Origin of the sequence: Streptomyces sp. NPDC048718 (assembly GCF_043198875.1) — a bacterium.
Taxonomy (GTDB): Bacteria; Actinomycetota; Actinomycetes; order Streptomycetales; family Streptomycetaceae; genus Streptomyces.
Map to the genome: position 1 here is coordinate 64,966 of NZ_JBICVG010000003.1, position 24,176 is coordinate 89,141.

General features: G+C 71.5%; 14 protein-coding genes, 3 tRNA genes and 1 pseudogene. 9 read left to right on the top strand and 9 right to left on the bottom strand.

The window, feature by feature from the left end; genetic code table 11:
• Window positions 1–135: 135 nt before the first annotated feature.
• Complete coding sequence (locus ACGFRB_RS05970) at window positions 136–3,750, top strand: hypothetical protein (RefSeq protein WP_393239627.1); 3,615 nt, start codon at window positions 136–138, stop codon at window positions 3,748–3,750.
• 218 nt (window positions 3,751–3,968) lie between these two features.
• On the opposite strand, the gene ACGFRB_RS05975 is transcribed toward ACGFRB_RS05970, so the two are convergent.
• The 4 genes from ACGFRB_RS05975 to ACGFRB_RS05990 all read right to left on the bottom strand — a co-directional run bounded on the left by ACGFRB_RS05975 (window position 3,969) and on the right by ACGFRB_RS05990 (window position 10,127).
• Window positions 3,969–5,900, bottom strand: a complete 1,932-nt coding sequence (locus ACGFRB_RS05975; protein WP_393239630.1) for an ABC transporter ATP-binding protein — start codon at window positions 5,898–5,900, stop codon at window positions 3,969–3,971.
• The gene (locus tag ACGFRB_RS05980) at window positions 5,900–7,633 is read right to left on the bottom strand and encodes an ABC transporter ATP-binding protein (RefSeq protein WP_393239633.1); all 1,734 of its coding nucleotides are present in this window, start codon (window positions 7,631–7,633) and stop codon (window positions 5,900–5,902) included. The genes ACGFRB_RS05975 and ACGFRB_RS05980 overlap by 1 nt, the downstream gene beginning before the upstream one ends.
• A gap of 494 nt (window positions 7,634–8,127) precedes the next feature.
• Window positions 8,128–9,567 carry an FGGY family carbohydrate kinase gene (locus tag ACGFRB_RS05985; RefSeq protein WP_363006263.1) on the bottom strand — a complete coding sequence of 480 codons (1,440 nt, stop codon included), beginning with the start codon at window positions 9,565–9,567 and terminating at the stop codon, window positions 8,128–8,130.
• A 269-nt stretch (window positions 9,568–9,836) separates the two neighbouring features.
• Complete coding sequence (locus ACGFRB_RS05990) at window positions 9,837–10,127, bottom strand: YtxH domain-containing protein (RefSeq protein WP_363006261.1); 291 nt, start codon at window positions 10,125–10,127, stop codon at window positions 9,837–9,839.
• Between the two features lie 135 nt (window positions 10,128–10,262).
• On the opposite strand from ACGFRB_RS05990, the gene ACGFRB_RS05995 reads away from it, so the two are divergent.
• From ACGFRB_RS05995 to ACGFRB_RS06005, 3 genes are all read left to right on the top strand, one after another.
• Window positions 10,263–10,335 (top strand) — tRNA-Asn (locus ACGFRB_RS05995).
• A gap of 5 nt (window positions 10,336–10,340) precedes the next feature.
• Window positions 10,341–10,413: transfer RNA gene (locus ACGFRB_RS06000), tRNA-Asn, on the top strand.
• A 165-nt stretch (window positions 10,414–10,578) separates the two neighbouring features.
• Window positions 10,579–10,655: transfer RNA gene (locus ACGFRB_RS06005), tRNA-Ile, on the top strand.
• 772 nt (window positions 10,656–11,427) lie between these two features.
• Here ACGFRB_RS06005 and ACGFRB_RS06010 read toward each other — a convergent pair.
• The 3 genes and pseudogenes from ACGFRB_RS06010 to ACGFRB_RS06020 form a co-directional block, all read right to left on the bottom strand.
• Window positions 11,428–11,811 carry a hypothetical protein gene (locus ACGFRB_RS06010; RefSeq protein WP_393239637.1) on the bottom strand — a complete coding sequence of 128 codons (384 nt, stop codon included), beginning with the start codon at window positions 11,809–11,811 and terminating at the stop codon, window positions 11,428–11,430.
• A 423-nt stretch (window positions 11,812–12,234) separates the two neighbouring features.
• A pseudogene (locus tag ACGFRB_RS06015) lies at window positions 12,235–12,318 on the bottom strand (TetR/AcrR family transcriptional regulator); the annotation flags it as partial.
• A 180-nt stretch (window positions 12,319–12,498) separates the two neighbouring features.
• Window positions 12,499–14,979, bottom strand: coding sequence for an InlB B-repeat-containing protein (locus tag ACGFRB_RS06020; protein WP_393239640.1), 2,481 nt, complete (start codon window positions 14,977–14,979; stop codon window positions 12,499–12,501).
• A gap of 690 nt (window positions 14,980–15,669) precedes the next feature.
• Here ACGFRB_RS06020 and ACGFRB_RS06025 point away from each other — a divergent pair.
• A complete protein-coding gene (locus ACGFRB_RS06025) occupies window positions 15,670–16,089 on the top strand; it encodes a PaaI family thioesterase (protein ID WP_363006604.1) in 420 nt (139 codons plus the stop codon).
• 27 nt (window positions 16,090–16,116) lie between these two features.
• On the opposite strand, the gene ACGFRB_RS06030 is transcribed toward ACGFRB_RS06025, so the two are convergent.
• Window positions 16,117–16,707: a hypothetical protein gene (locus ACGFRB_RS06030; RefSeq protein WP_393239643.1), complete on the bottom strand. Its 591-nt coding sequence runs from the start codon at window positions 16,705–16,707 to the stop codon at window positions 16,117–16,119.
• A 267-nt stretch (window positions 16,708–16,974) separates the two neighbouring features.
• Here ACGFRB_RS06030 and ACGFRB_RS06035 point away from each other — a divergent pair, with 267 nt between their 5' ends.
• The gene (locus ACGFRB_RS06035; protein ID WP_393239646.1) at window positions 16,975–17,538 is read left to right on the top strand and encodes a DoxX family membrane protein; all 564 of its coding nucleotides are present in this window, start codon (window positions 16,975–16,977) and stop codon (window positions 17,536–17,538) included.
• 119 nt (window positions 17,539–17,657) lie between these two features.
• On the opposite strand, the gene ACGFRB_RS06040 is transcribed toward ACGFRB_RS06035, so the two are convergent.
• On the bottom strand, window positions 17,658–18,152 hold the full coding sequence (locus ACGFRB_RS06040; RefSeq protein ID WP_393239649.1) for a hypothetical protein: 495 nt from the start codon (window positions 18,150–18,152) through the stop codon (window positions 17,658–17,660).
• Between the two features lie 100 nt (window positions 18,153–18,252).
• Here ACGFRB_RS06040 and ACGFRB_RS06045 point away from each other — a divergent pair, with 100 nt between their 5' ends.
• From ACGFRB_RS06045 to ACGFRB_RS06055, 3 genes are all read left to right on the top strand, one after another.
• Window positions 18,253–18,711 carry a GNAT family N-acetyltransferase gene (locus tag ACGFRB_RS06045; protein ID WP_393239652.1) on the top strand — a complete coding sequence of 153 codons (459 nt, stop codon included), beginning with the start codon at window positions 18,253–18,255 and terminating at the stop codon, window positions 18,709–18,711.
• Between the two features lie 107 nt (window positions 18,712–18,818).
• On the top strand, window positions 18,819–20,099 hold the full coding sequence (locus ACGFRB_RS06050) for an MFS transporter (RefSeq protein WP_393240540.1): 1,281 nt from the start codon (window positions 18,819–18,821) through the stop codon (window positions 20,097–20,099).
• Window positions 20,100–20,402: 303 nt separating this feature from the next.
• Entirely contained in the window at window positions 20,403–24,167 is a 3,765-nt protein-coding gene (locus ACGFRB_RS06055; RefSeq protein ID WP_393239655.1) for a S8 family serine peptidase, read from the top strand.
• The last annotated feature ends 9 nt before the right edge of the window (window positions 24,168–24,176 follow it).

Sequence of the window (24,176 nt, forward strand, 5' to 3'; positions counted from 1 at the left end):
ACGCCTGACACCCCGTCGCTCATTGGAGGTAACTTCACGCTCGTTAATACTATTTTGAGATAATTAGTAACTGTCTGTGCGCATAGACGTCACATGACGAGAAGAGACTGCGGGCCCCCTCGGCTTCGTGCCCGAGTGGCCCGCTTCGTATCGACGGCGGCCACGCTCGGCCTGCTGACCACCGGTCTGGCGGCCACGTTCGCCCAGGCCGACGCCCCCGACCCGACGGCGGCGGCGACGGCCGCCGGGAAGCCGGCGGCGGGGAAGCCGGGGAAGTCGACGGCCGTCACGCAGCCGGCCGCCGCGAAGCCCGCGACCCCCGCGTCCGCCGTCCCCACCCAGCCGGCCGCCCCCGCTGCGAAGCCCGCGGGGGCCCCGAGGCCCCGCCTGGGCAGCGAACTCCTCAACGAGACCTTCACCGGTGCCACCGCCGACGACCGGTTCACCGCCGTCGGCTCCGCCTGTCTGACCGGTGCGCCCTCGGCCCCGGCGCAGTCCGGCAGCCACCCGCTCACCGGCTGCCCGCCCCTCGAGCTCGGGCCGATGCCCCCGCTCGACGCCGCGCCGCACGGCTACCTCCGGCTCACCGACGCCGGGAACGACGAGAGCGGCGCCGTCCTGTTCGACCAGGCCCTGCCGGCCGGCGCCGGTCTGGACGTGACCTTCGACCAGTGGCAGTACGGCAGCACCACGCCGAACACCCCGGCCGACGGCATCTCCTTCTTCCTCGTCAACGGCGACACCTCGCTCGCCCACCCCGGAGCCTTCGGCGGCAGCCTCGGCTACGCGCAGAAGCTCCCCGACGACAATCCGGGCCTGGAGATGCTGCCCGGCGTCGACCGCGGCTACCTCGGCGTCGGACTCGACGTCCTCGGCAACTACTTCGGGGACTGGGAGCACCGCGGCAATGGCTGCGCCACCCGCTCCCCGGCCGGCACCGGGATCCGGGTGCCCGCCCCCGGACCGAACACGATCACCGTCCGCGGCCCCGGCGACGGGACCGTGGGCTACTGCTTCATGACGTCGACGGTCAGCAACTTCGGCCCCAACCCGCCGTGGCCCTCCACCCTGCCGGGTAAGCTGCAGGGCCCGCTCACCGTGATGCCGCCCGGAGTGACCCCGCAGCAGGCGGAGACCCTCCTGGAGCCGTCCCGCCGCCGGGTGCACGTCCACCTGACCCCGGCCCCGGCGCCGGTCCTGACCATCGACGTGGACTTCAACGACGGCACCGGCTTCCACCAGGCGCTCCAGACGCCCGCTCCGCTGCCGGTCCCGTCCACCTTCAAGTTCGGCTTCGCGGGCTCGACCGGCCTGTGGACCGACGTCCACCTCATCCGCAACGTCGTCGTCACCACCGACCAGCCGCTGCCCGAACTCAACCTGGTCAAGCAGGTGCACGAGCCCCGGCCCGGCGAGCTGACGCCCGGCACCCCGGTCGACTACGACTTCGTCGTCACCAACTCGGGCAACACCCCGATCAACGACCTCGGTGTCGTCGACCCGAAGGTGGGGACGATCACCTGCCCCGTCACCGTGCTCCAACCGGGCGATACCGTCACCTGTACGGGCACCTATGTGATCACCGCCGCGGATGTCGCGGCGGGCCATGTCACCAATACCGCGCGGGCCACCGGCACCTCGGACGGCGATCCGGTCGAATCGCCGGACTCCACCGTCACGGTGCCGATCGACGCGCCGCCGGGCCTCGTCATCGAGAAGGAGGCCCAGGGCCTCGGCCCGTTCAACGTCGGTGACACGGTGACGTACGAGTACGTCGTCACCAACACCGGCGGCACCGAGATCACCGGCCTCTCCGTCGTGGACGACAAGGTCACCGGCATCACCTGCGCCGCGACGACCCTCGCCCCGGCGGGCCAGCCCGGCGACACCACCACCTGTACGGGGACGTACGTGGTGACCGCCGCCGACGGCACGGCAGGCTCGGTCACCAACCACGCCCACGCCGCCGGCAGCTCGAACGGCACCCCGATCGAGTCGCCGCCGACCGACGCGACGATCCAGGTCGTCGGCACGTCCTCGCTCGCCCTCGACAAGGAGGCGAACACGGCAGGACCGGTCCACATCGGGGACACGATCACCTACCGGTACACGCTGCTCAACACCGGTGAGACGACCCTGACCGAGATCGCCGTCTTCGACGACCATGTGAACCCCGTCAATTGCCCAGTGACGACACTCGCGCCCGGCGCGGGCACCGTCTGCACGGGCTCGTACACGGTGACCGCCGCCGACGGGGGCCTCGGACACGTCCGCAACCGCGCCCAGGCCCGGGGGACCAACCCGCAGGGCGGGGCCGTCCTGAGCCCGGAGGACGAGGTCACCGTGCCCGTCATCGGCACCTCGGGGCTGACGATCGAGAAGGCGGCGAACACGCCCGGTCCGGTCCAGATCGGCGAGACCGTCCAGTACACCTACACCGTGACCAACTCGGGTCAGACGGCACTGACGAACATCGCCGTCCAGGACGACCATGTCGCGACCGTCACCTGTCAGGCGACCTCCCTGGCGGTGGGCGCGAGCACCACGTGCGCGGGGACGTACGTGGTGGCCCAGGCCGACGCCCCGGGCCCGCTGCGCAACATCGCCCGGGCCACCGGCACCGACCCGGAGAACAACCCCGTCACGAGCCCGCCGGCCGAGGTCACCCTGGAGGTGGTCGCCGTCTCCTCGATGACCATCGACAAGACGACCGCCTCCACCGGCCCGGTCCATGTCGGTGACACCGTCACCTACGCCTACACCGTGACCAACACGGGCACGGTGACCCTGCACAGCGTCGGCGTGACCGACGACCACGTCACAGGCGTCAACTGCGACCGGACCACCCTCGCCCCCGGCGAGAGCGCCACCTGCACGGGTACGTACGTGGTGACCGCCGCCGACGGCACCGCCGGCAGCCTCACCAACACGGCGCACGCCACCGGCGTCAACCCCGGCGGCGACACCGTGACGAGCCCCGAGGACTCGGTCACCGTGCCCGTCATCGGCACCTCCTCGATGACGGTCCACAAGACGGCCAACCCGCCCGGGCCGGTGCATGTGGGTGACACGGTCACCTACACCTACACCGTCACCAACACGGGTCAGACGGCGCTGACCGGCGTCGCCGTGACCGACGACAAGGTCACCGGCGTCACCTGCCAGGCGACCTCGCTGGCACCCGGTGCGAGCACGACCTGCACGGGGACGTACACGGTGACCGCGGCCGACGGCGCGGCCGGCCAGGTCACCAACACGGCGCGCGCCACGGGCACCGACCCGGAGGGCGGCACGGTGACGAGCCCGCCCGACGAGGTCACCGTGCCCGTCGCCGGAGCCTCGCGGCTGACCGTCGCCAAGACGGCCGACACGCACGGCCCGGTCAAGCCCGGTGACACGATCACGTACACCTACACCGTGACCAACGGCGGCCAGACGGCGCTGCACGACCTCGCCGTGACCGACGACAAGGTCACCGCCGTCACCTGCGAGGACACGACCCTGGCCCCCGGCGCGCACACCACGTGCACGGGGACGTACACGGTGACCGTCGCCGACGCCAAGGCCGGCCATGTCACCAACACGGCCCACGCCACCGGGACCGACCCGGAGGGCCACCCGGTGACCAGCCCGGACGTCCGGCTCAGGATCTCCGCCGTCTGCCCGCCGAAGGAGTACGGCGAGTACGGCGAGAACGTCTGCGAGGACCACGGACACGAGTACGGCGACGGCTACGACCAGTCCGCCTGAGACGCCGTGTGAACGGCTTCCCGAGCACAAGGAGGAACCGCCCCTGACCCACGGCCGACCGCACGGCCCGCGCTGACCGCACCGACCGCACGGCCCGCGCTGACCGCACCGACAGTGCGACCGCGCCGACCGCACGAAAACAGGGCGCCCCGAGGAGTGGCATATGCCTCCCCTCGGGGCGCCCCGCGCTCGCGCCGCGCTCGTGCCGCTCGCGTCCGTCAGTCGACCTCGGCGACCGCCTGCGCGAACTGCGCCGCGTACAGCCGGGCATATGCCCCACCGGACGTCAGCAGCTCCTCGTGCGTGCCCTGTTCGACGATCGAGCCGTTCTCCATCACCAGGATCACGTCCGCGTCCCGGATCGTGGAGAGCCGGTGCGCGATCACGAACGACGTCCGCCCGTGCGCGAGCCGCGCCATCGCCTTCTGGATCAGCACCTCGGTACGGGTGTCCACCGAGCTCGTCGCCTCGTCGAGGACCAGGATCACGGGGTCGGACAGGAACGCCCGCGCGATGGTGATCAGCTGCTTCTCACCGGCGCTGACCCCGGTGCCCTCGTCGTCGATGACGGTGTCGTAGCCCTCCGGCAGGGTCCGGATGAATCGGTCGGCGTGCGCCGCCCTCGCGGCCTCCTCGATCTCCGCCCGGCTCACCTCGCGCGCAGCGCCGTACGCGATGTTCTCGGCGATCGTGCCGCCGAACAGCCAGGTGTCCTGGAGCACCATGCCGATGCCCGCGCGCAGGTCCTCGCGCCGCATCCGCGACACGTCCACGCCGTCGAGGGTGATCCGGCCGCCCGTCACCTCGTAGAACCGCATCAGCAGGTTCACCAGCGTCGTCTTGCCGGCGCCCGTCGGACCGACGATCGCGACCGTCTGCCCCGGCTCCACCGTCAGCGACAGATCCTCGATGAGCGGCTTGTCCGTCTCGTAACGGAAGGCGACCTTCTCCAGCGCCACCTTGCCCTTGAGCTCCACCGGCCGCTCGCTCGCCGACGCGTCCGGCGCCTGCTCCTCCGCGTCGAGCAGCTCGAAGATCCGCTCGGCGGAGGCCACGCCCGACTGCACCAGGTTCGCCATCGAGGCGACCTGCGTCAGCGGCATCGAGAACTGCCGCGAGTACTGGATGAACGCCTGCACGTCACCGATCGACAGATTGCCGCTCGCGACCCGCAGACCGCCGACCACCGCCACGAGGACGTAGTTCAGGTTCGACACGAACATCATGACCGGCTGCATCACGCCGCTGTTGAACTGGGCCTTGAACCCGGCCTCGTACAGCGCCTCGTTCTGCTCGCGGAAATCCTTCGCGGACTCCTCCTGCCGGCCGAAGACCTTCACCAGCGTGTGGCCGGTGTACATCTCCTCGATGTGCGCGTTGAGCGTGCCCGTCGTCTTCCACTGCTGCACGAAGTGCGGCTGCGAACGTTTGCCTATCTTCGTCGCCACGACCACCGACACCGGCACCGTGATCAGCGCCACCACCGCGAGCAGCGGCGAGATCCAGAACATCAGCACCAGCACGCCGACGATGGTCAGCAGCGAGTTGATCAGCTGGCCCATCGACTGCTGGAGGGTCTGCGAGATGTTGTCGATGTCGTTCGTCGCCCGCGAAAGCACCTCGCCGCGCTGGGCCTTGTCGAAGTACGACAGCGGCAGCCGCGCCAGCTTCGCCTGGACGTCCTCGCGCATCCGGAAGACCGTACGGTTGATGATCTTGATCGACATCCGGCTGGAGACCAGCATCAGCAGGCCCGCCAGGATGTACACGACCAGTGCCAGACCCAGGACCTCGCCGACGGCCGAGAAGTCGATGCCCTTCCCGGGTGTGAACGACACCCCGGACAGCATGTCCGCCATCCCCGAGTCGCCCTTGGCGCGCAGCCCCTCGATCGCCTGGTCCTTGCTGACCCCGCCCGGCAGCTGCCGCCCGACGATGCCCGCGAAGATCAGGTCGGTGGCCCGGCCGAGGATCTTCGGCCCGAACACCGAGGCCGCCACCGACAGCACACCGGTGATCAGCATCACCCACAGCGCGCGGCGCTCCGGCGCGAGCCGCTTCAGCAGCCGCTTGCCCGACCCCTTGAAGTCCATCGACTTCGAGTCCGGGCTGCCGGCGCCGGCCATCATTCGTCCGCCAGGACCGGCCATCAGGCTGCCTCCGCCTCGGTCAGCTGGGAGAGCACGATCTCCCGGTACGTCTCGTTGTCCGCCATCAGTTCGTGGTGCCGGCCGCTGCCGACGACCCGGCCCTCGTCGAGCACCAGGATCCGGTCGGCGTCGCGGATCGTCGCCACCCGCTGGGCGACGATGACCACGGTCGCGTCGGAGGTCTCCTCGGCGAGCGCGGCCCGCAGCAGCGCGTCCGTCTCGTAGTCGAGGGCCGAGAAGGAGTCGTCGAAGAGATAGATCTCCGGCCGCTGCACCAGCGTGCGGGCGATCGCGAGCCGCTGCCGCTGACCGCCGGAGACATTCGTGCCGCCCTGCGCGATCGCCGCGTCGAGCCCGCCCTCCAGCTTCGACACGAAGTCCTTGGCCTGCGCCACCTCCAGCGCGCGCCACAGCTCCTCGTCGGTCGCGTCCGGATTGCCGTACCGCAGATTGGTCGCCACCGTCCCGGAGAACAGATACGGCTTCTGCGGCACCATCCCGACCGTCCGCGCCATCAGCGCGGGATCCAGCGACCGTACGTCCACCCCGTCGACGAGCACCTCGCCGCCGGTCACGTCGAACAGCCGCGGCACCAGGCCGAGCAGCGTCGACTTGCCGCTGCCCGTCGACCCGATGATCGCGGTCGTCTCACCCGGCCGGGCCACCAGCTCGACGTCCCGCAGGACCGATTCCTCGGCGCCCGGATACCGGAAGTCCGCGTTCCTGACCTCCAGATGCCCGCGCCGCTTCAGCTCCCGCACCGGCTCGGCCGGCGGGACGACGCTGGACTCGGTCTCCAGGACCTCCTCGATGCGCTCCGCGCACACCTCGGCGCGCGGCACCATCATGAACATGAAGGTGGCCATCATGACCGCCATCACGATCTGCATCAGATACGCGAGGAACGCGGTCAGCGCGCCGATCTGCATGTCGCCGCTGTCGATCCGGTGCGCGCCGAACCACACGACGGCGATCGACGAGATGTTCACGACCGTCATCACGATCGGGAACATCAGCGCCATCAGCCGGCCGGTGGCCACCGACACCTCGGTCAGCTCGGTGTTCGACCCCTTGAACCGGCCGCGCTCGTAGTCGTCGCGGACGAAGGCGCGGATGACCCGGTTGCCGGTGATCTGCTCGCGCAGCACCCGGTTCACCGTGTCCAGGCGCGTCTGCATGGTCCTGAACAGCGGCCGCATCTTCCGGACGATCAGCGACACCGAGATGCCGAGCACCGGCACCACCGCGACGAGCACACCCGACAGCGGCACGTCCTGGCCGAGGGCCAGGATGATGCCGCCGACGCACATGATCGGCGCGGAGACCATCAGGGTGAACGCCATCAGGACCAGCATCTGGACCTGCTGGACGTCGTTGGTGGTCCGGGTGATCAGCGACGGCGCGCCGAACTGGCCGACCTCGCGGGACGAGAAGGACTGCACCCGCTCGAACACCCCGGCCCGGACGTCCCGCCCGAGCGCGGAGGCGGTGCGCGCACCGAAGTACACGGCCCCGATGTTGCACAGCACCTGGGCCACGGACACGCCGATCATCAGCGCGCCGAACCGCAGGATGTAGCCGGTGTCCCCGCGGACGACGCCCTGGTCGATGATGTCGGCGTTCAGGGTCGGCAGATAGAGGCTGGCACTGGTCTGCAGCAACTGGAGCAGCACCAGCAAGCCGATGGATTTCCGGTACGGCCGAAGGTGGGTTCGGAGAAGTCTTATGAGCACGGGTTCTACTATCGCCCGCGCCGACGGGCCGTTACGAGGGAATATCGCGCGTCGCGTAAAGCCCTGGCCAAGACTTGGCGGAGGGGCGCGCTGCCGGAGAGCGGGGGCGGGAGCGGGTCGGGAGTGGGGGCGGCCGGAGGCCGCTTTGGGCGCGGGGCGGGGGCGGGTACGGCGGTGCCTCGGGCACGGCCTCGGGGCTGACCTGGGAGAAGGCCCCGGAGGGCTGGGGAGATCGGCAGGGGACGGCAGGGGGCGCGCGGGGGATCGGTGGGAGGCCTGGCGGGGGCGGGCCGGGGCCGGGGCGGTGTCGGCCGGGCCGCGCCGGGCCGCTCGGGGCACGCCGCAGCACGGCGGGGCAGGGCGAAGCGGGCGGAGCACGGCGGGGCGCGCGGAGGCACGCCGGACGGGCCGGGCGGGCCCGGTGGGGCGTACGGGTCGGGGCGTGCGGACCGGGTGCATGGCCCGGGCAGAGCACGGGCCGGGCCCGGGGCGGCTCAGCCGGTGAACGCCCCGGGGTGAATCTGCTCCCGGGTCGCCGCGTACTGCTGCCGCACGGCCTGACCCACCGCCAGCTCGTCGCCGGCCTCGAAGACCTGCGCGGCGGCACCCTGCCAGGCCGGGGGAGCGGACGGGGAGAGCGTCCCCTGGGACACCCCGAGCGCCCAGGCCGCCTGCCGCGCGGCGCCGAGGGCCGCGTACTCGGCGGGCTGGGGGACGACGACCTGCGCGCCGAACAGCGCGGGCGCCAGCGCCTGCACCGCGGGCAGCCCGGCCCTCGCGCCGAGCAGGAACACCCGCCGTACCTCCACACCCCGTCCGCGCAGGACGTCCATCGCGTCGGCGAGCGAGCAGAGCATGCCCTCGAAGGCCGCGCGGGCCAGGTGCTCGGGCTTCATCGACTCACGGCGCAGCCCGCTCAGCGTGCCCGCGGTGTGCGGCAGGTTCGGGGTCCGCTCGCCCTCCAGGTAGGGCAGCAGGACGAGGCCGGAGGCGCCGGGCGTCGAGGTGAGCGCGAGCGCGGACAGCTCCTCCAGGGACTGCGCGCCCAGCATCTCGGCGGTGCCGCGCAGCGCCCGTACCGCGTTGGACGTGTGCACGACCGGCAGATGCATCCCGGCGGCGTCGGCGTAGCCGGTGATCATGCCGTTCGGGTCGGAGAGGGCCTCGTGGTGCACGGCCATGACCGAACCGGAGGCGCCGAGGGAGACCACCGCGTCGCCGGTGCCGAGACCGAGGCCGAGCGCGGCGGCCATGGTCTCGCCGGTGCCGGCGGAGATCAGCAGGCCCTCGGGAGTGGTGCCGGCGGCCTCGGCGGGGCCGAGTACCTCGGGCAGCATGGCCTGGTGGCCGAGGGCGAGTTCGACGAGGTCGGGGCGGTAGCCGCCGCCGCGGGCCGACCAGTAGCCGGTCGCGGAGGCCGCGCCGCGGTCGGTGGTGCGGCGCGCGGGCCGGCCGAGCAGCTGCCAGACCAGCCAGTCGTGCGGCTGGAGGACCATCCCGACGCGCTGGGCGTGCTCGGGCTCGGTGCGGGCGAGCCAGCGCAGCTTGGCGATCGGCATCTGCGCCTGCGGCACGGTGCCGACGGCGTCGGCCCATGCCTGGCGCCCGCCGAACGACTCGACGAGATCGGCGGCGGCGACCTGCGCCCGCTTGTCGTTGCCGGCCAGCGCGGGCCGGACGGGGTTGCCCTGCGGGTCGAGCGGGACGAGCGCGTTCTGCTGCGCGGCGACCCCGATCGCCTGCACCCCTTCGAGCAGCCCGCCGCCGGCGGCCTCCCCGAGGGACAGCAGCCAGGCCTGCGGATCGACGTCGGTGGCCTTGGGCTCGATCGCGTGCGGGGCATGGCCCTGCCGCAGCACGGCACCCGTGTCGGCGTCACAGACGACGATGCGCGTGGAGTCGGAAGAGCTGTCCAGACCGGCGACTATCCCCATGACGGAAGATTCTGCCGTACGCGGGACCGTGGATACGCCGGGATACCCCGCTATGCGCGGCGATACGGGGCGATGCGAGGTACGCCGCGACGAGTCGGGGCGTACGGGGGCGGGGCCGGAGCCGGGCGGCCGGGTGCCGTGGGCGGTCGCGTGCGTACGTGTGCGTGTACGCGTATGCGTACGGGTGCACGGGCCTGCGGGCCCGCGGGGGCGTCGTGGAACGGGGGCGCCGCGCGGGTCCGGTCCGGTCCGGCCTGGTCCGCAGACCGTCAGGTGTTGCTGGTGCCCCAGTCGTCGTCGTACGAGCCCTCGGTCCCGTACTCCCCGTCCTTCCCGCACCGCTCCTTGATCCGCTTCGCCTGCTCGCCGGCGGCCCGCACGGCCTTCCTGGCGGTGTGGCGGCCGGTCTGGGCGGCGGTTTCGGCCGCGTTGCGCACGACGGGGTTCCGCGCGACCTGCCGCGCGCACTTCCTCATCCGCTCGTACTGCTCCCGTCCTGCCCGTGTCCCGGCGACGAAACCGAGGGCCAGACCGGCGACGAAGATCAGCTTGTACCGCACCTGTGAGCCTTCCCTGGAGCGTCCTGGGGACACCGATTGGCGGAGCACCCCCCTACTTGCGCTAATGTATGTGTCGCAGCGAGCGAACGCCGCCCGGGGAAGCCCGAGGTGGGTCCGTTCGATGCAACGCAGCAATCCCCTGTAGCTCAATTGGCAGAGCAGCCGGCTGTTAACCGGCAGGTTACTGGTTCGAGTCCAGTCGGGGGAGCGCGATCCCCTGTAGCTCAATTGGCAGAGCATTCGGCTGTTAACCGGAGGGTTACTGGTTCGAGTCCAGTCGGGGGAGCGAGCGAAAGAGGACCCTTCGGGGTCCTTTTTCCGTTCCTGGGGAACCGTACGGCGCTGCCGTGAGTCCTCAGGATCGGGTGTGGCCGACCATTCGGAGCAGGAGATCGTATGAGCGGCTATGCTGCGGCAGACGGCGCGCACACTTGTACGCGCCGTGGTGTTCGGGGCGGTAGCTCAGCCGGTTAGAGCAGCGGACTCATAATCCGTCGGCCGTGGGTTCGAGTCCCACCCGCCCCACCACAGAAGGAACGTTGTGACCAGCGAAAACGCCCCTGGAGGGGTGTTTCCGCCGGCAGCGTTCGCCTCGCGTCGGTGCGGCGAATCGGGTGTCCAGGGCTGCCTCGGCGGGGTCCTGATCTGCTTGATCTGGGGTTTTGGGTAGAACGCGAGCGGGGGAGCGATAGCGATGATCCCACGGCGATCCCACGGCTCCTGTGTGTGACACGCCGCACACGGTGTCGATTTCGCCAGTCTGGCTCTCGCTGACCGGCCGGTCGTTCTTTCGGCCGCCTTTGCGATCGAGGTGCCGTGACGGCCTGCTGACTGCACCCGATCTGTGTCGTTCCGCCGGCCTGGGTACACAAAAGAGTGCCGGACGGAGGGGCTCGTCCATCAGCCCGTCCATCAGCCCCTCCCTCCGGCACTGCGGAAACGCCGCCGCTTGCCCACGGGCTGCGGCCCCATGCCGAGTTCGTGGGTGAGCGGTCCCGGGCGCCAGGTGGCGGCGGTTGTCAGGACTGCTGGGCGGCTAGCCGCTTGGCCGATGCGTGCGGCCATCTCGTCGGCCATGCGGCAACTCCCGTCCGTCGCGGCAGAGGCATGTCACGGCATGGCAATAGGACCTCCATGACCGCAATGCCCCCGGCATTGGCCGGCGTCTGCTCCGGCCCCTGGGCCGGGACAGCGTCGCTTTTGGTCAACCTAAGGTCCGTGGTGTGCGAATGGCGGATCGAGGAGCAACTGGCAGGGAAGTTGGCCCGAAAGAGCCGGTTGACAGCAGAGAACGCAGCCGTCAGCAGGCCTGGCCGGGTGCACACTCCATCGCGAACTCCCAGAAGAGCAGCGCGAGGGCGCACACAACGAGGGATACCGCACCCATGATCGCGAAGCGCCGACGGGCCGGCCGCTGCCGTAGGCGGAAGGCGATCAGAAGCCCTACGGCGGGGGCGACCACCACGCCGCCGATGCCCGACCACAGCAGCACGGCGGAGGCGACTTCCCAGAACGGACCGCGATCGCGCGAGCTGAGGCCGACAACCGTGGAAAGGACGAAGGCGAGGGGCGATGCCGGCCACCACAGGGACAACCCTGCGATCGTCCGCTTGGCGGAGGCGGAGAGGGCGCCTGGGCTGCCGGCCGGGACGCCGCGGACTGGAGCGGAACTGTAGGGCGGCATGCGTGCACCGTATGTCCTCCCTCCACCCGAGGGGTCCCGTGTGATCGCGGACAGCGCGGTCGTCGGCGGTGTCACCGAAGGGCGACCCGGCGGGCCATCGAGGCGAGGCCGTCGACGTAGCGGCCGCGCTCGCTCACCCCGGCCGAGGCGATGCGCTTCGCGCGGACCAAGGAGTCCGTGCTCCTGGACGACACCGTGCTGCCGATCGACCGGATCGCCGCTCACGCCTCACGGCATCGTCGACGCACTCGCCGACGCCGACCTCAAGTGCTCGGCCTCCATGGCGTCCCGGGACGCCGGCTGCTCCGTCCGGGCGCCCTTCCGCAGCCGTCGCCTCAAGCGGCGACAGCGCCGAGGGCGTCTCCTGCGGAGACTACGCCGCAGCTTCGACCGCACCACAGGGGTCGTCCGGACAAGGCGGGCCGTCGTCAGGGCGCGGGTGTCGCGTTCGGCCCGGGCGATCAGGATGGCGCCCTCCAAGGCGCTGACCATCAGGGTCGCCAGCGCGTTCGTCCATCGCGGCGACGAAGCGGGTGACGGCTGTCGGGGGCAGGGCCCGGGTGCCGCGCGGGGATCGTCGTGGTGCGCGCCCCCCACCGTACGAAAAAGCCTGTGGCCGCAGCGAAGAACTCGTCTGCGGCCACAGGCCCGTTCCCTCTCCGGTGGGGTCCGGGGGAAGTCAGTGGGTCACGCCGTCCGCTCCTCTCCGGTGCCGTACTCGTGGCCGGTGCCGTGGCCGTATCCGTTGTCGCCGTAGCCGTGCTCGTGGTCGCAGGGCTCGCCCGTGTTCACCTCGATGGTGGCGGTGGCCGGGTCGCTGGTGACCGTGTCGCCCTGCGGGTCGGTCCCGTGCGCGCGGGCGGTGTTGGTGACCGCGCAGGTCGTGCCCCCGCCGCGGGTCGCCGGAGCGTGGACCGGCTCGCACGGGGTGATGTCGGCGTCCGTGATCGTGTGGCTGCCGGAACAGGTCGTGCTCTGGCCGGCGGCCAGCGTGGTCGCCTCACAGGTGACCGTCGCGACCTTGTCGTCGGTGACCGTCACATCGCTGAGGGCGGTGTTGCCGGTGTTGGTGACCGTGTACGCGTACTCGACCGTGTCGCCCACCTCGAACGGCCCGGCGGAGACCACCCGCTTGTTGAGCGTCAGGTGCGAGAAGGCCGAGGGCTCCCACACCGCGTAGAGGGTGGTGTTCTCGGTGATGGTGAAGGTGTCGCCCGGCTGGTACTGGGCGGTGGTGGCGGCGGGGTCGGTGGACCAGCCGAGGAAGGTGTAGCCGGTCTTGGTCAGGCCGCCCGGTCCGAGGACGGTGACGGTGTCGCCGGGGTGGTAGGTGTTGGAGTCGACCGGAGGGGTGCCGGACGTCTCGCCGTTGCCGTTGTACGTCACCGTGAGGGTGGCGGGTTCCTGCTGCCACACCGCGTACAGGGTGGTGTCGCCGGTGATGGTGAAGGTGTCACCCGGCTGGTACTCGGGAGTGGCGGCCGCGGGGCTCGTGGCCCAGCCGAGGAAGACGTACCCGGTCTTGGTCAGGTCGCCCGGTCCGAGGACGGTGACGGTGTCGCCGGGGTGGTAGGTGTTGGGGTCGACCGGAGGAGTGCCGGAGGTGTTGCCGTTGCCGTCGTAGGTGACGGTCAGGGTGGCGGGTTCCTGCTGCCACACCGCGTAGAGGGTGGTGTTGTCGAAGATGGTGAAGGTGTCGCCCGGCTGGTACTGGGCGGTGGTGGCGGCGGGATCGGTGGACCAGCCCAGGAAGGTGTAGCCGGTCTTGGTCAGGTCGCCCGATCCGAGGACGGTGACGGTGTCGCCGGGGCGGTAGGTGTTGGGGTCGACCGGAGGAGTGCCGGACGTCTCGCCGTTGCCGTCGTAGGTGACGGTGAGGGTGGCGGGCTCCTGCTCCCACACCGCGTACAGGGTGGTGTCGCCGGTGATGGTGAAGGTGTCACCCGGCTGGTACTCGGGGGAGGCGGCCGAAGGGGTCGTGGCCCAGCCCACGAACCGGTACCCGGCTCGGGTCAGATCCCCCGGCCCGAGGACGGTCACCGTGTCGCCGGGGCGGTAGGTGTCGGGGTCCACCGGGGCGGCGCCGGACCCGCCGTTGGGGTCGTAGGTGACGGTGAGGGTGGCCGGTTCCTGCTGCCACACCGCGTAGAGGGCGGTGTCCTCGAAGATGGTGAAGGTGTCGCCGGGGTGGTACTGGGGAGAGCCGCCGGAGCCCACGGACCAGCCGATGAACACATACCCGGCCCTGGTCATGTCGCCCGGCCCGAGGACGGTGACGGTGTCACCGGGGTGGTAGACGTTGGGGTCCACCGGAGGGGTGCCGGATGTCTCGCCGTTGCCGTTGTACGTCACCGTGAGGGTGGCGGGCTCCTGCTGCCACACCGCGTACAGGGTGGTGTCGCTGGTGATGGTGAAGGTGTCGCCCGGCTGGTAGTCGGGGGAGACGGCCGCGGGGTTCGTGGACCAGCCGAGGAAGGTGTAGCCCGCCTTGTTCAGGTCCCCCGGCCCGAGGACGGTGACCGGGTCGCCGTAGTGGTGGACGGTGGGGTCGACCGGAGGAGTACCTGACCCACCGTTGGCGTCGTACGTCACCATGAAGGGCTCGGCCGCCCAGACCGCGTAGAGGGTGGTGTCGCCGGTGATGAAGAAGACTTCGCCCGGCTGGTACTGGGCGCCGCCGAAGGGGTCGGTGGACCAGCCCAGGAAGGTGTAGCCGGCCCTGGTCAGGCCGCCCGGCCCGAGGACGGTGACCGCCTGGCCGGGGGAGTAGAGGTTCGGGTCCACCGGAGGGGAGCCGAACCCGCCGTTGGCGTCGTAGGTGACCGTGAGGGTGGCGGGTTCCTGCTCCCACACCGCGTACAGGGTGATGTCGCCGGTGATGACGAAGGTGTTGCCGGGGTGGTACTCGGGGAACCCGGTGGGGGACGTCGACCAGCCCGCGAACAGATACCCGTTCCTGGTCAGGTCGCCCGGTCCGAGGACCGTGACGATGTCGTCCTGCTGGTAGGCGTTGGGGTCCACCGGAGGGGTGCCGGACGTGGCGCCGTTGCCGTCGTAGATCACCGTGAAAGGCGCGAGTCTGCCGAGGCGGCGCTGATCGGAGCCGTTTTTGCCCGAGGTGATGCCGGACTTATTCGGTGACAGCTTGCCGAGCGGCAGGGTGGTCACCGAACCGCCGAAGTCGAGGAATCCGCGACCGTTATCGCCTGCGGCGTTTTCCCTGGAAATCCCGCCGCTCCGCGGGGCATACGGGGCATGGGCACGCGGGGCGGCGGCCGGTGCGAAGTCGTGAACGCCGGAACCATGGCCGGCACGCGACGCCGAATCCCCCGGGAGTGCGACGCCGGAGCCCGTGACCCGTCCGCCGCCCGAGGAGACCGCGGACGCCGGGGCGACCGCGTGCGAGGCAGCCGCCTGGACCCGGGGGCCCGTGCTCGCGCTCCAGGCGGACGCCGGGAACGCGAAGACCGTCGCGATCACCGCGATGAGGACCACTGGCAAGGACGCCAGTCTTTTACGAATCACAGGCACTCCCACTCGGGAAATCGGATGATCCGGCCATTTTCTCCGTCATATACGGATCGATCGCCCACCTTACGGAGGGACGCGCTCCCTCGTGGGCGGCTCGCGTGGCATCGCGCCCGGAATTCACCGGGGTCGGCCTTTCGGGTTCCGGGGGAGAGGGATGCGGCGGAGAATAGGGAATGCCGGGAAACGCATTCGGGTGAGGGACTCGCCCGCACTCGCACCCGTACCCGCACTCGCACCCGTACCCGTACCCGTACCCGTACCCGTACGTGCCGACCGGGTCCGTACGGACAAGGAGAGGAACCCGTGGCCACCCCCGACCCCACCGCCATGACCGGTCTGGAACTGATGCGCCGGGTGCGGACCGAGCACCCCGACGGCATCCCCTCCATCGGCCGGCTGATCGGCATGCGCTTCGACGAGGTCGAGCCCGGCCGTGTCGTCGTCTCCCTCGACACCCGTCCGGACTTCGCCAACCCCCTCGGCACCGTCCACGGCGGCATCGCGGCCACCCTGCTCGACTCGGCCATGGGCTGCGCGGTCCACACCACGCTCCCGGCCGGCACCTCGTACACGACCCTCGAACTCAAGGTGAACTACATCCGGGCCGCCCGTACCGACGGGCAGAAGCTCACCGCCGAGGGCACCGTCATCCATGCCGGGCGCCGCACCGCCACGGCCGAGGGCAGGGTGCGGGACGAGCAGGGCAAACTGATCGCCCACGCCACCACCACCTGCATGATCCTCTGACCGGGCGGGCGGCCCCACCGGCAGGTTCTAGCCGGCCAGGGTGTCGCAGAGGTTCTCGCTGGTTCCCTTCAGAGAGGTCAGCTCGGCCCCGACACCCGGGTGGAGCTCCAGATCGATGCGTCCGTTCAGGATGTACTCGCCGGGTGCGTGGTAAGGGTTGCCGGAATGGAAGGCCACTGCCATGTGGCCGCTGCCGGCCCAGGTCTGGCTGCCGTCCGGGTGGTACTGGATGGTGGCGATTCCCGGCACGGCGCGTACGACGGACGCGCCGGTGGACTCGTTGGTGAAACGGATCGTCAGCGGGCCCGTGACCTGCTGCACGGTGGGCCGGCCCGCCGTGTCCCAGGCCAGCGTACGGATCCGCTCGCCGTCCTGAACGATGTCGCCCTTGAGCGCGAACGAGCAGACGTCACCGGCCTTCTGCTCGAACGGCGCCGTGTGGAGCGGCTGCCAGCCGCTCGGTTCCTGCCCCGGCGCCTGCCCTCCCGCCCGCACCTGATTCTGCGTTCGCTCGTTCGGGCCTGCCGCCGCGGGCCCCGCGCCCGCCGCGCAGAGCATCGCCGCCAACGCCGTCACCGCCGCACCCCACCTGGCCGGCCGTCCCACGCGTATCAGCATGTTCTTCCCCTTCCGTTGTGTGCGAGCACGATGCTGCACCCGTTGGCCGTCGGCCCGCCACGTTTTCCGGCTCAGGCCGCCGATGGCCGCCGCCCTCCCGTCGCGGCGGCTGCCGTTGCGCCGTACGGGGTAAGCCACGGCGACGTTGTGGTGACCTGCGGCGGGTCGGGGACTGCGCGCGACGCGACGGGGGTAGTCCGGTCTTGGTGTTCGGCGTCCCGTCGAGCGGGGGCGGCCTGTCGGCGTCCCAGTCATCGGAGCATCCGTATGCGGCCCCCAAGCGCCCTGAACCCGTTGGCCTCGTCCCGGGGATCGGGAGAGCGGCCTGCGTTCACCCATTCGAGCAGGACGGCCGCCGCCGATGCCGGACTGCTGCTGCTCCGGCTCACCTTCGGCCTGCTGATGGCCGGGCACGGGGCGCAGAAACTCTTCGGGCTCTTCGGCGGCCCGGGCCTTGCGAAGACCGGCAAGGAGTTCGACGCCATGGGGTACCACCCGGGCGAGGTCTACGGCCTGGCGGCGGGCCTGTCCGAGCTGCTCGGCGGACTCGGGTTCGCCCTCGGGCTGCTGACACCGCTGGCCGCCGCCGCCCTGATCGGCGTGATGATCAACGCGATGGTCATGGTCACCGGCGCGCATGGACTGTGGATGTCGGACAACGGCGTGGAGTACAACGTGGCCATCGCCGTCGTCGCCCTGGCCGTCGCCGCCATCGGCCCCGGCCGGCTGGCCGCCGACCGGCCCTTCCGCTGGGGCAAGGGCGGCTGGATGGAGGCGGCGGTCGCCCTGGGGCTCGCGGGCGTGGGTGCGGCGATCGTGCTCAGCCTGTAGGCGGCGAGCCACCCTCGCGTCGGGCGGGGAACAGCACCCGCCCGGACCCTCGGCCGCTCAGGTGGAACGTCGTCATGGCGGGCGCCGGCGTGTTCGGCGGGCTACGCGGGTACGGCGGGCTACGCGGGTACGGCGGTCAGGTGGTACGTCGTGTCGACGTGGAAGCCGCCCGTCGACGCCGCGTCGACCTCCAGGACGTACTGCCCCGGGAGGAGCGGCGTGACGGCGGCCCAGATGCCCCACGACAGATACATGCGGTCGCCCATGCGGAACGGTCGGGTGGTCAGCCGGCGGAAGGGGATCGGGGCGCCGTTGAGATACGCCCGCGCGTGGGCGAGGTCCAGACCCAGCGGCGTGCGCGAATGCGCCTTCGTGTGCACGCGGTTGAGGACCGGCAGGAACAGCGGGCGGCCCGCCGGGATTTCGCAGCGGCGCACCACCCGGCCGCCGTAGGTGCCGGCGAGGAACCACACGTCGTCCGGCTGCCCCCAGCCCGCGTGCTCCCCGGTCGTGTCCGCGACCGGGTTGCGTTCCTCCGGTGCCGACTGCGCCCACTGCCACCAACGGGCGGCGAGCCGGCCGCCCTCCTCGTCGGATATCTGCCATTCGCTCATGAGGCCCCACCTTAGGTGGCCCCCGCTCCCGTCTTGCGGCACCCGCGGAAGCGGTCGAAATGTAAGGATCTTCCCTGGTAGTCACTCCTATACTCGAACCATGTCCGACATCACTCTCCGGCGCGCCACCGCCGACGACTCCCGACGGCTCGCCAAGCTCGTCCGCACCTCCGGCGCCTACGCCGGCGAGTACGCCTCGATGGTCGACGGCTACCAGGTCGGCGGCTCGTACATCGAGCATCACCTCGTCTACGTCGCCGTCGACACCCAGGGCCGGGTCCTCGGCTTCTACGCGCTGCTCCTCGACGAGGCCGAGCTGGACCTCGCCTTCGTCGCCGACGACGCCCAGGGGCGCGGCATCGGGCGGCTGCTCATGGAGCACATGATCGAGCAGGGGCGGGCCGCCGGGCTCACCTCCATACGCGTCGTGGCCCATCCGCCCGCCGAGGAGTTCTACCTGCGCACCGGCGCCCGCCGCACCGGCACCGTCCGCCGCACCGGACACATCCACTGGGACCGCCCCGAGCTGCGCTACGACCTCACGGCCGACGCCGCGTGAGCGCCACCCAGAAGGGCCCGGGCCCGGGGGCGGGGACGGGCGCGGGCGCGGGGGAGAAGCCCGCCTGGACGTCCGACAGCGGCCCGATATCCGACAGCGGCGGCCCGATATCCGAGGGCGGGGCGACGAGGACCGAGAGCCCCGGGGGCCGGGAGCGCCGGCTGTTCGCCGATCTCACCCCGCTGCGCACCTCGCCCGACTTCCGCCGGCTCTGGTTCGGCACCAGCGTCACCTGGGTCGGCCAGGGCATGACCGCCCTGGCCATCTCGCTCCAGGTGTACGACCTGACCCGGTCCTCGTTCTCCGTCGGCCTCGTCGGACTCTGCGCACTCGTCCCGCTCGTCGTGTTCGGGCTGTACGGCGGCGCCATCGCCGACACCGTCGACCGCCGCAAGCTGGGCCTCGTCAGCTCCAGCGGTCTCGCCGTGCTCTCCGCGGGGCTCGCCGTCGCCGCGTTCGCCGGTTTCCACCGGGTCTGGTTCCTGTACGGGATCGTCGCCCTCCAGGCCGTGTGCGTGGCCCTCAGCTCACCGGCCCGAAGTTCGATGATCCCCCGGTTGCTGCCGGCCGGGCAGCTGCGCGCCGCCAACGCGCTCAACTCGATGACCATGACCTTCGGCACGCTCGTCGGGCCCAGCCTCGGCGGCCTCGTCGTCGGCGTGTCCGGCTACCAGACCGCGTACCTCATCGACGCCATCGCCTTCTCCGCCTCCCTCTACGCGATGTGGCGGCTGCCCTCCATGCCGCCCGAGCGGGCCGCCGGCGCGGACGCCGGACGCGCCTCCGTCCTCGACGGGCTGCGTTTCCTCGGCACCCGGCCCAATCTGCGCATGACGTTCTTCTCGGACTTCTGCGCGATGATCCTCGCCCACCCCCGCGCGCTGTTCCCCGCGATCGCGGTCCTCTGGTACGGCGGGGACGCCCGGACCACCGGACTCCTCGTCGCCGCACCGGCGTTCGGCGCGCTGCTCGGCGGAGTGCTGTCCGGCTGGCAGGGCCGGATCCACCACCACGGCCAGGCGGTCCTGCTCGCGGTCGCCTCGTGGGGCACGGCCATCGCGGCCTTCGGGCTCACGCGCAATCTGTGGCTCGGACTGCTGCTGCTCGCCGTCGCGGGTTACTCGGACACCGTCTCGATGATCTTCCGGAACACGATGCTCCAGGTCGCCGCCCCGGACGAGATGCGCGGCCGGCTCCAGGGCGTGTTCATCGTGGTCGTCGCGGGCGGCCCGCGGCTCGGCGACTTCCTCGCGGGATCCGTCGCCGACCTCGCGGGACCGGGCGTGGCGATCACCGGCGGCGGTCTCGCCTGTGTCCTCGCCATCGGACTGCTCGCCCTGTACGGAAAGGGGTTTCGGCGGTACGACGGGCGCGACCCGGTCGCCTGAGCCCCGGCGCCCCGGACCCGCCCGACATCCGGGCGGGCTGAGGCGGTCACGGGCGTACGGTCACGGGAGGTCGTACGAGGAGGCCGGGCGCCCCGGTTCGCCCGGGTTCGCCGTACGGGACCACGCATCCTCCGAACCGGACTGCCCTTTGCACCCCTCTCCGCGCAACCCCCTGGCGTGATCTGGCGGTTGGCCGCCACGGCACATTGCCGCCAGCCGTGACACGAGTCAACTCCCGTTCCACGGCCCAGACTCATCGCGACGCCCGGAACCCCCCTTCCCCCGGGTGTCCGAGGAGTCGTCGTGATCAGACCTTCCGCGGCCGGAAGGGCCGGTCTGCTCGCCGCCGGGCTTTCCCTGGCGCTGCTCACGGCGGGCCAGACGCCCGCCGGAGCGGTGTCGCCCGCCGTGCCGGACACGTTCCGGAGCGCCGCCGCGCCGGCCTCCACCACCGTCACCCTGGTGACCGGCGACCGGGTCACCGTCACCGACCTGGGCGGCGGCCGGCAGACGGTCACCGTCGACCGCGCCCCGGGCGCCACCGGGATCGTCCGCACCGAGACGGTGGACGGCCGGACCAGCGTCATCCCCGACGAAGCCCTGCCCTATCTGACGTCCGGCGCTCTCGACCGCCGTCTCTTCGACGTCACCGGCCTGATCGAGCAGGGTCTGACCGGCGATCTGCCGCTGATCGTCACCCAGAACCCCGGCTCCGGCTCCGGATCCGACAGTGGCAAGGGCAACGGCGGCGCGCGGAAGACGGCCCCCGCCCCGCGCGGCACCAAGACGGTCCGCGCGCTGCCCAGCGTCGGCGGCAGCGCCGTCACGGTCACCGAACCCGCCGCGTTCTGGCGCGCGTTCACCGCCCAGGCCGACCAGGCCGCTGTTCAGCGGACCACGACCGCGACCGCGACCGCGACCGCGACCGCGTCCACGGCCACGCCCGGCACCAAGGTCTGGCTCGACGCCCGCGTGAAGGCCGCCATGGCCGACTCCAACGCCCAGATCGGCACCCCCAAGGCCTGGGAGGCCGGACTCACCGGCAAGGGAGTCAAGGTCGCCGTCCTCGACACCGGCGTGGACACCACCCACCCCGACCTGGCCGGCCGCGTCGCCGAGTCCAAGTCCTTCATCGCCGGCCAGCAGGTCGCCGACCGCAACGGCCACGGCACCCACGTCAGTTCCACCGTCGGCGGCAGCGGCGCCGGATCCGACGGCAAGGAGAAGGGCGTCGCCCCCGGCGCCACCCTCGCCGTCGGCAAGGTCCTCAGCGACGAGGGCTACGGCAGCGAGTCCGAGATCATCGCCGGCATGGAGTGGGCCGCCCGCGACATCGACGCGAAGATCGTGTCGATGAGCCTCGGCTCCCAGGAGCCCAGCGACGGCACCGACCCGATGGCCCAGGCCGTGAACAGCCTCTCCGCCGAGACCGGCGCGCTGTTCGTCATCGCCGCCGGCAACACCGGCAGCCCCGGCTCCATCGGCTCGCCCGGCGCCGCCGACTCCGCGCTCACCATCGGCGCCGTCGACTTTGCCGATCAGGCCGCCTACTTCACCTCCAAGGGCCCCCGCTACGTCGACCAGGCCCTCAAGCCCGATCTCTCCGCGCCGGGCGTCGGCATCCTCGCCGCCCGCTCCCAACTCCTGCCCGGCAGCGGCCTGTACACCGCCATGAGTGGGACGTCGATGGCGACCCCGCATGTCGCCGGCGTCGCCGCGCTGCTCGCCGAACGGCACCCCGACTGGACCGGCGCCCAGCTCAAGGACGCCCTCATGTCCAGCTCCAAGACGCTGGACGCGTCCGCCTACGACCTCGGCGCGGGCCGCGTCGACGTGGCCGCCGCCATCAACACCACGGTGTCCGCGACCGGTTCGGCCGACCTCGGCTTCTACGCCTGGCCGTACGAGGGAAACAAGCCGGTCACCAAGACCGTCACCTACAGCAACTCCACCGACGCACCCGTCCAGTTGAACCTGGCCGTCGAGGGCATGCCGGCCGGCACCGCGACCCTCGCCGACAGCACCCTCACCGTCCCGGCGCACGGCACCGCGCGCACCACCGTCACCGGCGACGGCACCAAGGCCCCGGTCGGCACGAGCTCCGGCCGCGTCACCGCGTCGAGCGGCGGCACTGTCCTCGCCCACACCGCGCTCGGCCTGGTCAAGGAAGAGGAGCGCTACTCCCTCACCGTCCACGTCAAGGACCGGGACGGAGCCCCGGCCACGGCGAGTCTCGCCGTACGCCAACTGGCCAAGGGCGTCGACCCGTTCCCGGCCGGCGTCGGCGAGTCCGGCACCCTGAGGCTGCGCCTGACGCCCGGCACGTACAGCATCGACGGCGTCCTCGACGTCCGAGGCGCGCACGGCAAGGACTCCCTCGGTCTCGGCCTCCTCATCGACCCCGAGATCGTCCTCGACCGCGACCGCGAGATCACCCTCGACGGAACGAAGCTCCGCGAGGTCCGCGCCGACGTCGACCAGCGCACCGAGACCCGCCAGCTCCTGATGGAGTTCGACCGCAAGGGCGGCGGCGCCTCGCACTTCGGCGCGGTCCAGGTCCCGCTCACCTACGACTCGGTCTTCACCGCGCCGACGGCCAAGCCCACCGAGGGCACCTTCGAGTACCGCACCGTCTGGCGGCTCGGCAAGCCGCTCCTGGAGGGCACCGCCTCCAGCGCCGCGCTCACCGACCTCGCGACGCAGCCCGGCACCGCGCTCCTCGAAGGCCGCCGGCGGCTCACGGTCGTCGACGCGGGCACCGGCACCGCCGCCGAGTACGCCGGCAAGAACATCACCGGCAAGGCCGTCCTGATCCGCCTCGCCGACGGCGCCGACCCGGTGCAGGCGGCACAGACCGCCCAGGACGCGGGCGCCAAGGCTCTGTTCGTCACCGACGACCGGCCGGGCCGCCTGATGACCTGGTTCGGCACCGCCGACTACCAGGAGCGGCCGCTCGCCGTCGCCACCGTGAACCAGGCCGACGCCGTGCGCCTGGCCACCCTCGCCGCCCGAGGTCAGCGCGTCGACGTGACCGGCACCCGCTTCACCCCGTACGTCTACGACCTCTCCCAGGGGCACCCCGGCGCCATCGGCACCGACCTCGTCTACCGGCCCGGCCGAGGCGAACTCGCCACGCTCCGCGCCAAGTACCACATGCCGACCGGCAAGAAGGAACTCGGCGGCGAGTTCCGCTACTCCCTCACCGACACCTTCAAGATCGGCATCGGCTTCAAGGAGTGGATCTCCTACCCGGTCGAGCGCACCGAGTACGTCTCCACCGGCACGGGCCAGGGCTGGCACGAGTCCGTCGACCTCGGCGGCGACAGTACCGCCCTGGAACAGCGCGGCGGCATATCCACCTACAAGGGCGGCAGCGAGGTCGCGAAGGACTGGTTCAAGCCGGTCTGGCACCCCTGGCTCGGCACCGGCCTCGGCTGGGGCCAGGAGCGCACCGGCGACACCATCCGCGTCAACACCCCCGGCTGGGGCGACTCCGGCCCCGACCACACCGGCTTCGGCGACGTGTGGGGCGACGAGACGATGACCCAGTTCACCGAGGTGTACGTGAACGGCGAGCGAGCCGACCGCAAGACCGGCTCCGGCGCCTACGTCTGGTCCGCGCCCGCCGAGGAGGCCGACTACAAGGTCGTCACCGACACCACCCTCGACCAGGACCGCTGGCGCCTGGGCACGAAGGGCCACGCCGAGTGGGCCTTCCGCTCCGCCCGCACCCCGGCCGACCGGATCACCTACCTCCCGCTGATCAACCTCGGCTTCGACCTCGCCACCGACCTCGCGGGCGACGTCCCGGCGGGCAAGAAGCTGCCGGTGCGGATGTACGCCGAGTATGTGAAGGACGCGACCGGCACCGGCACGCTGGGCGGCCGGTGGCTGGAGGCCTCGTACGACGAGGGCGCGACCTGGACGAAGGTCGCGCTGAACGCCGACGGCCGGGGCGAACTGGCGGTCCCGGGCCAGGCGGCGTCCGTCTCGCTGCGGGCGGGCGCGAGCGACGACCGGGGCGGCTCCGTGAAGCAGGAGCTGATCCGCGCGGCCGGCGTGCGCTGACCCCGACCC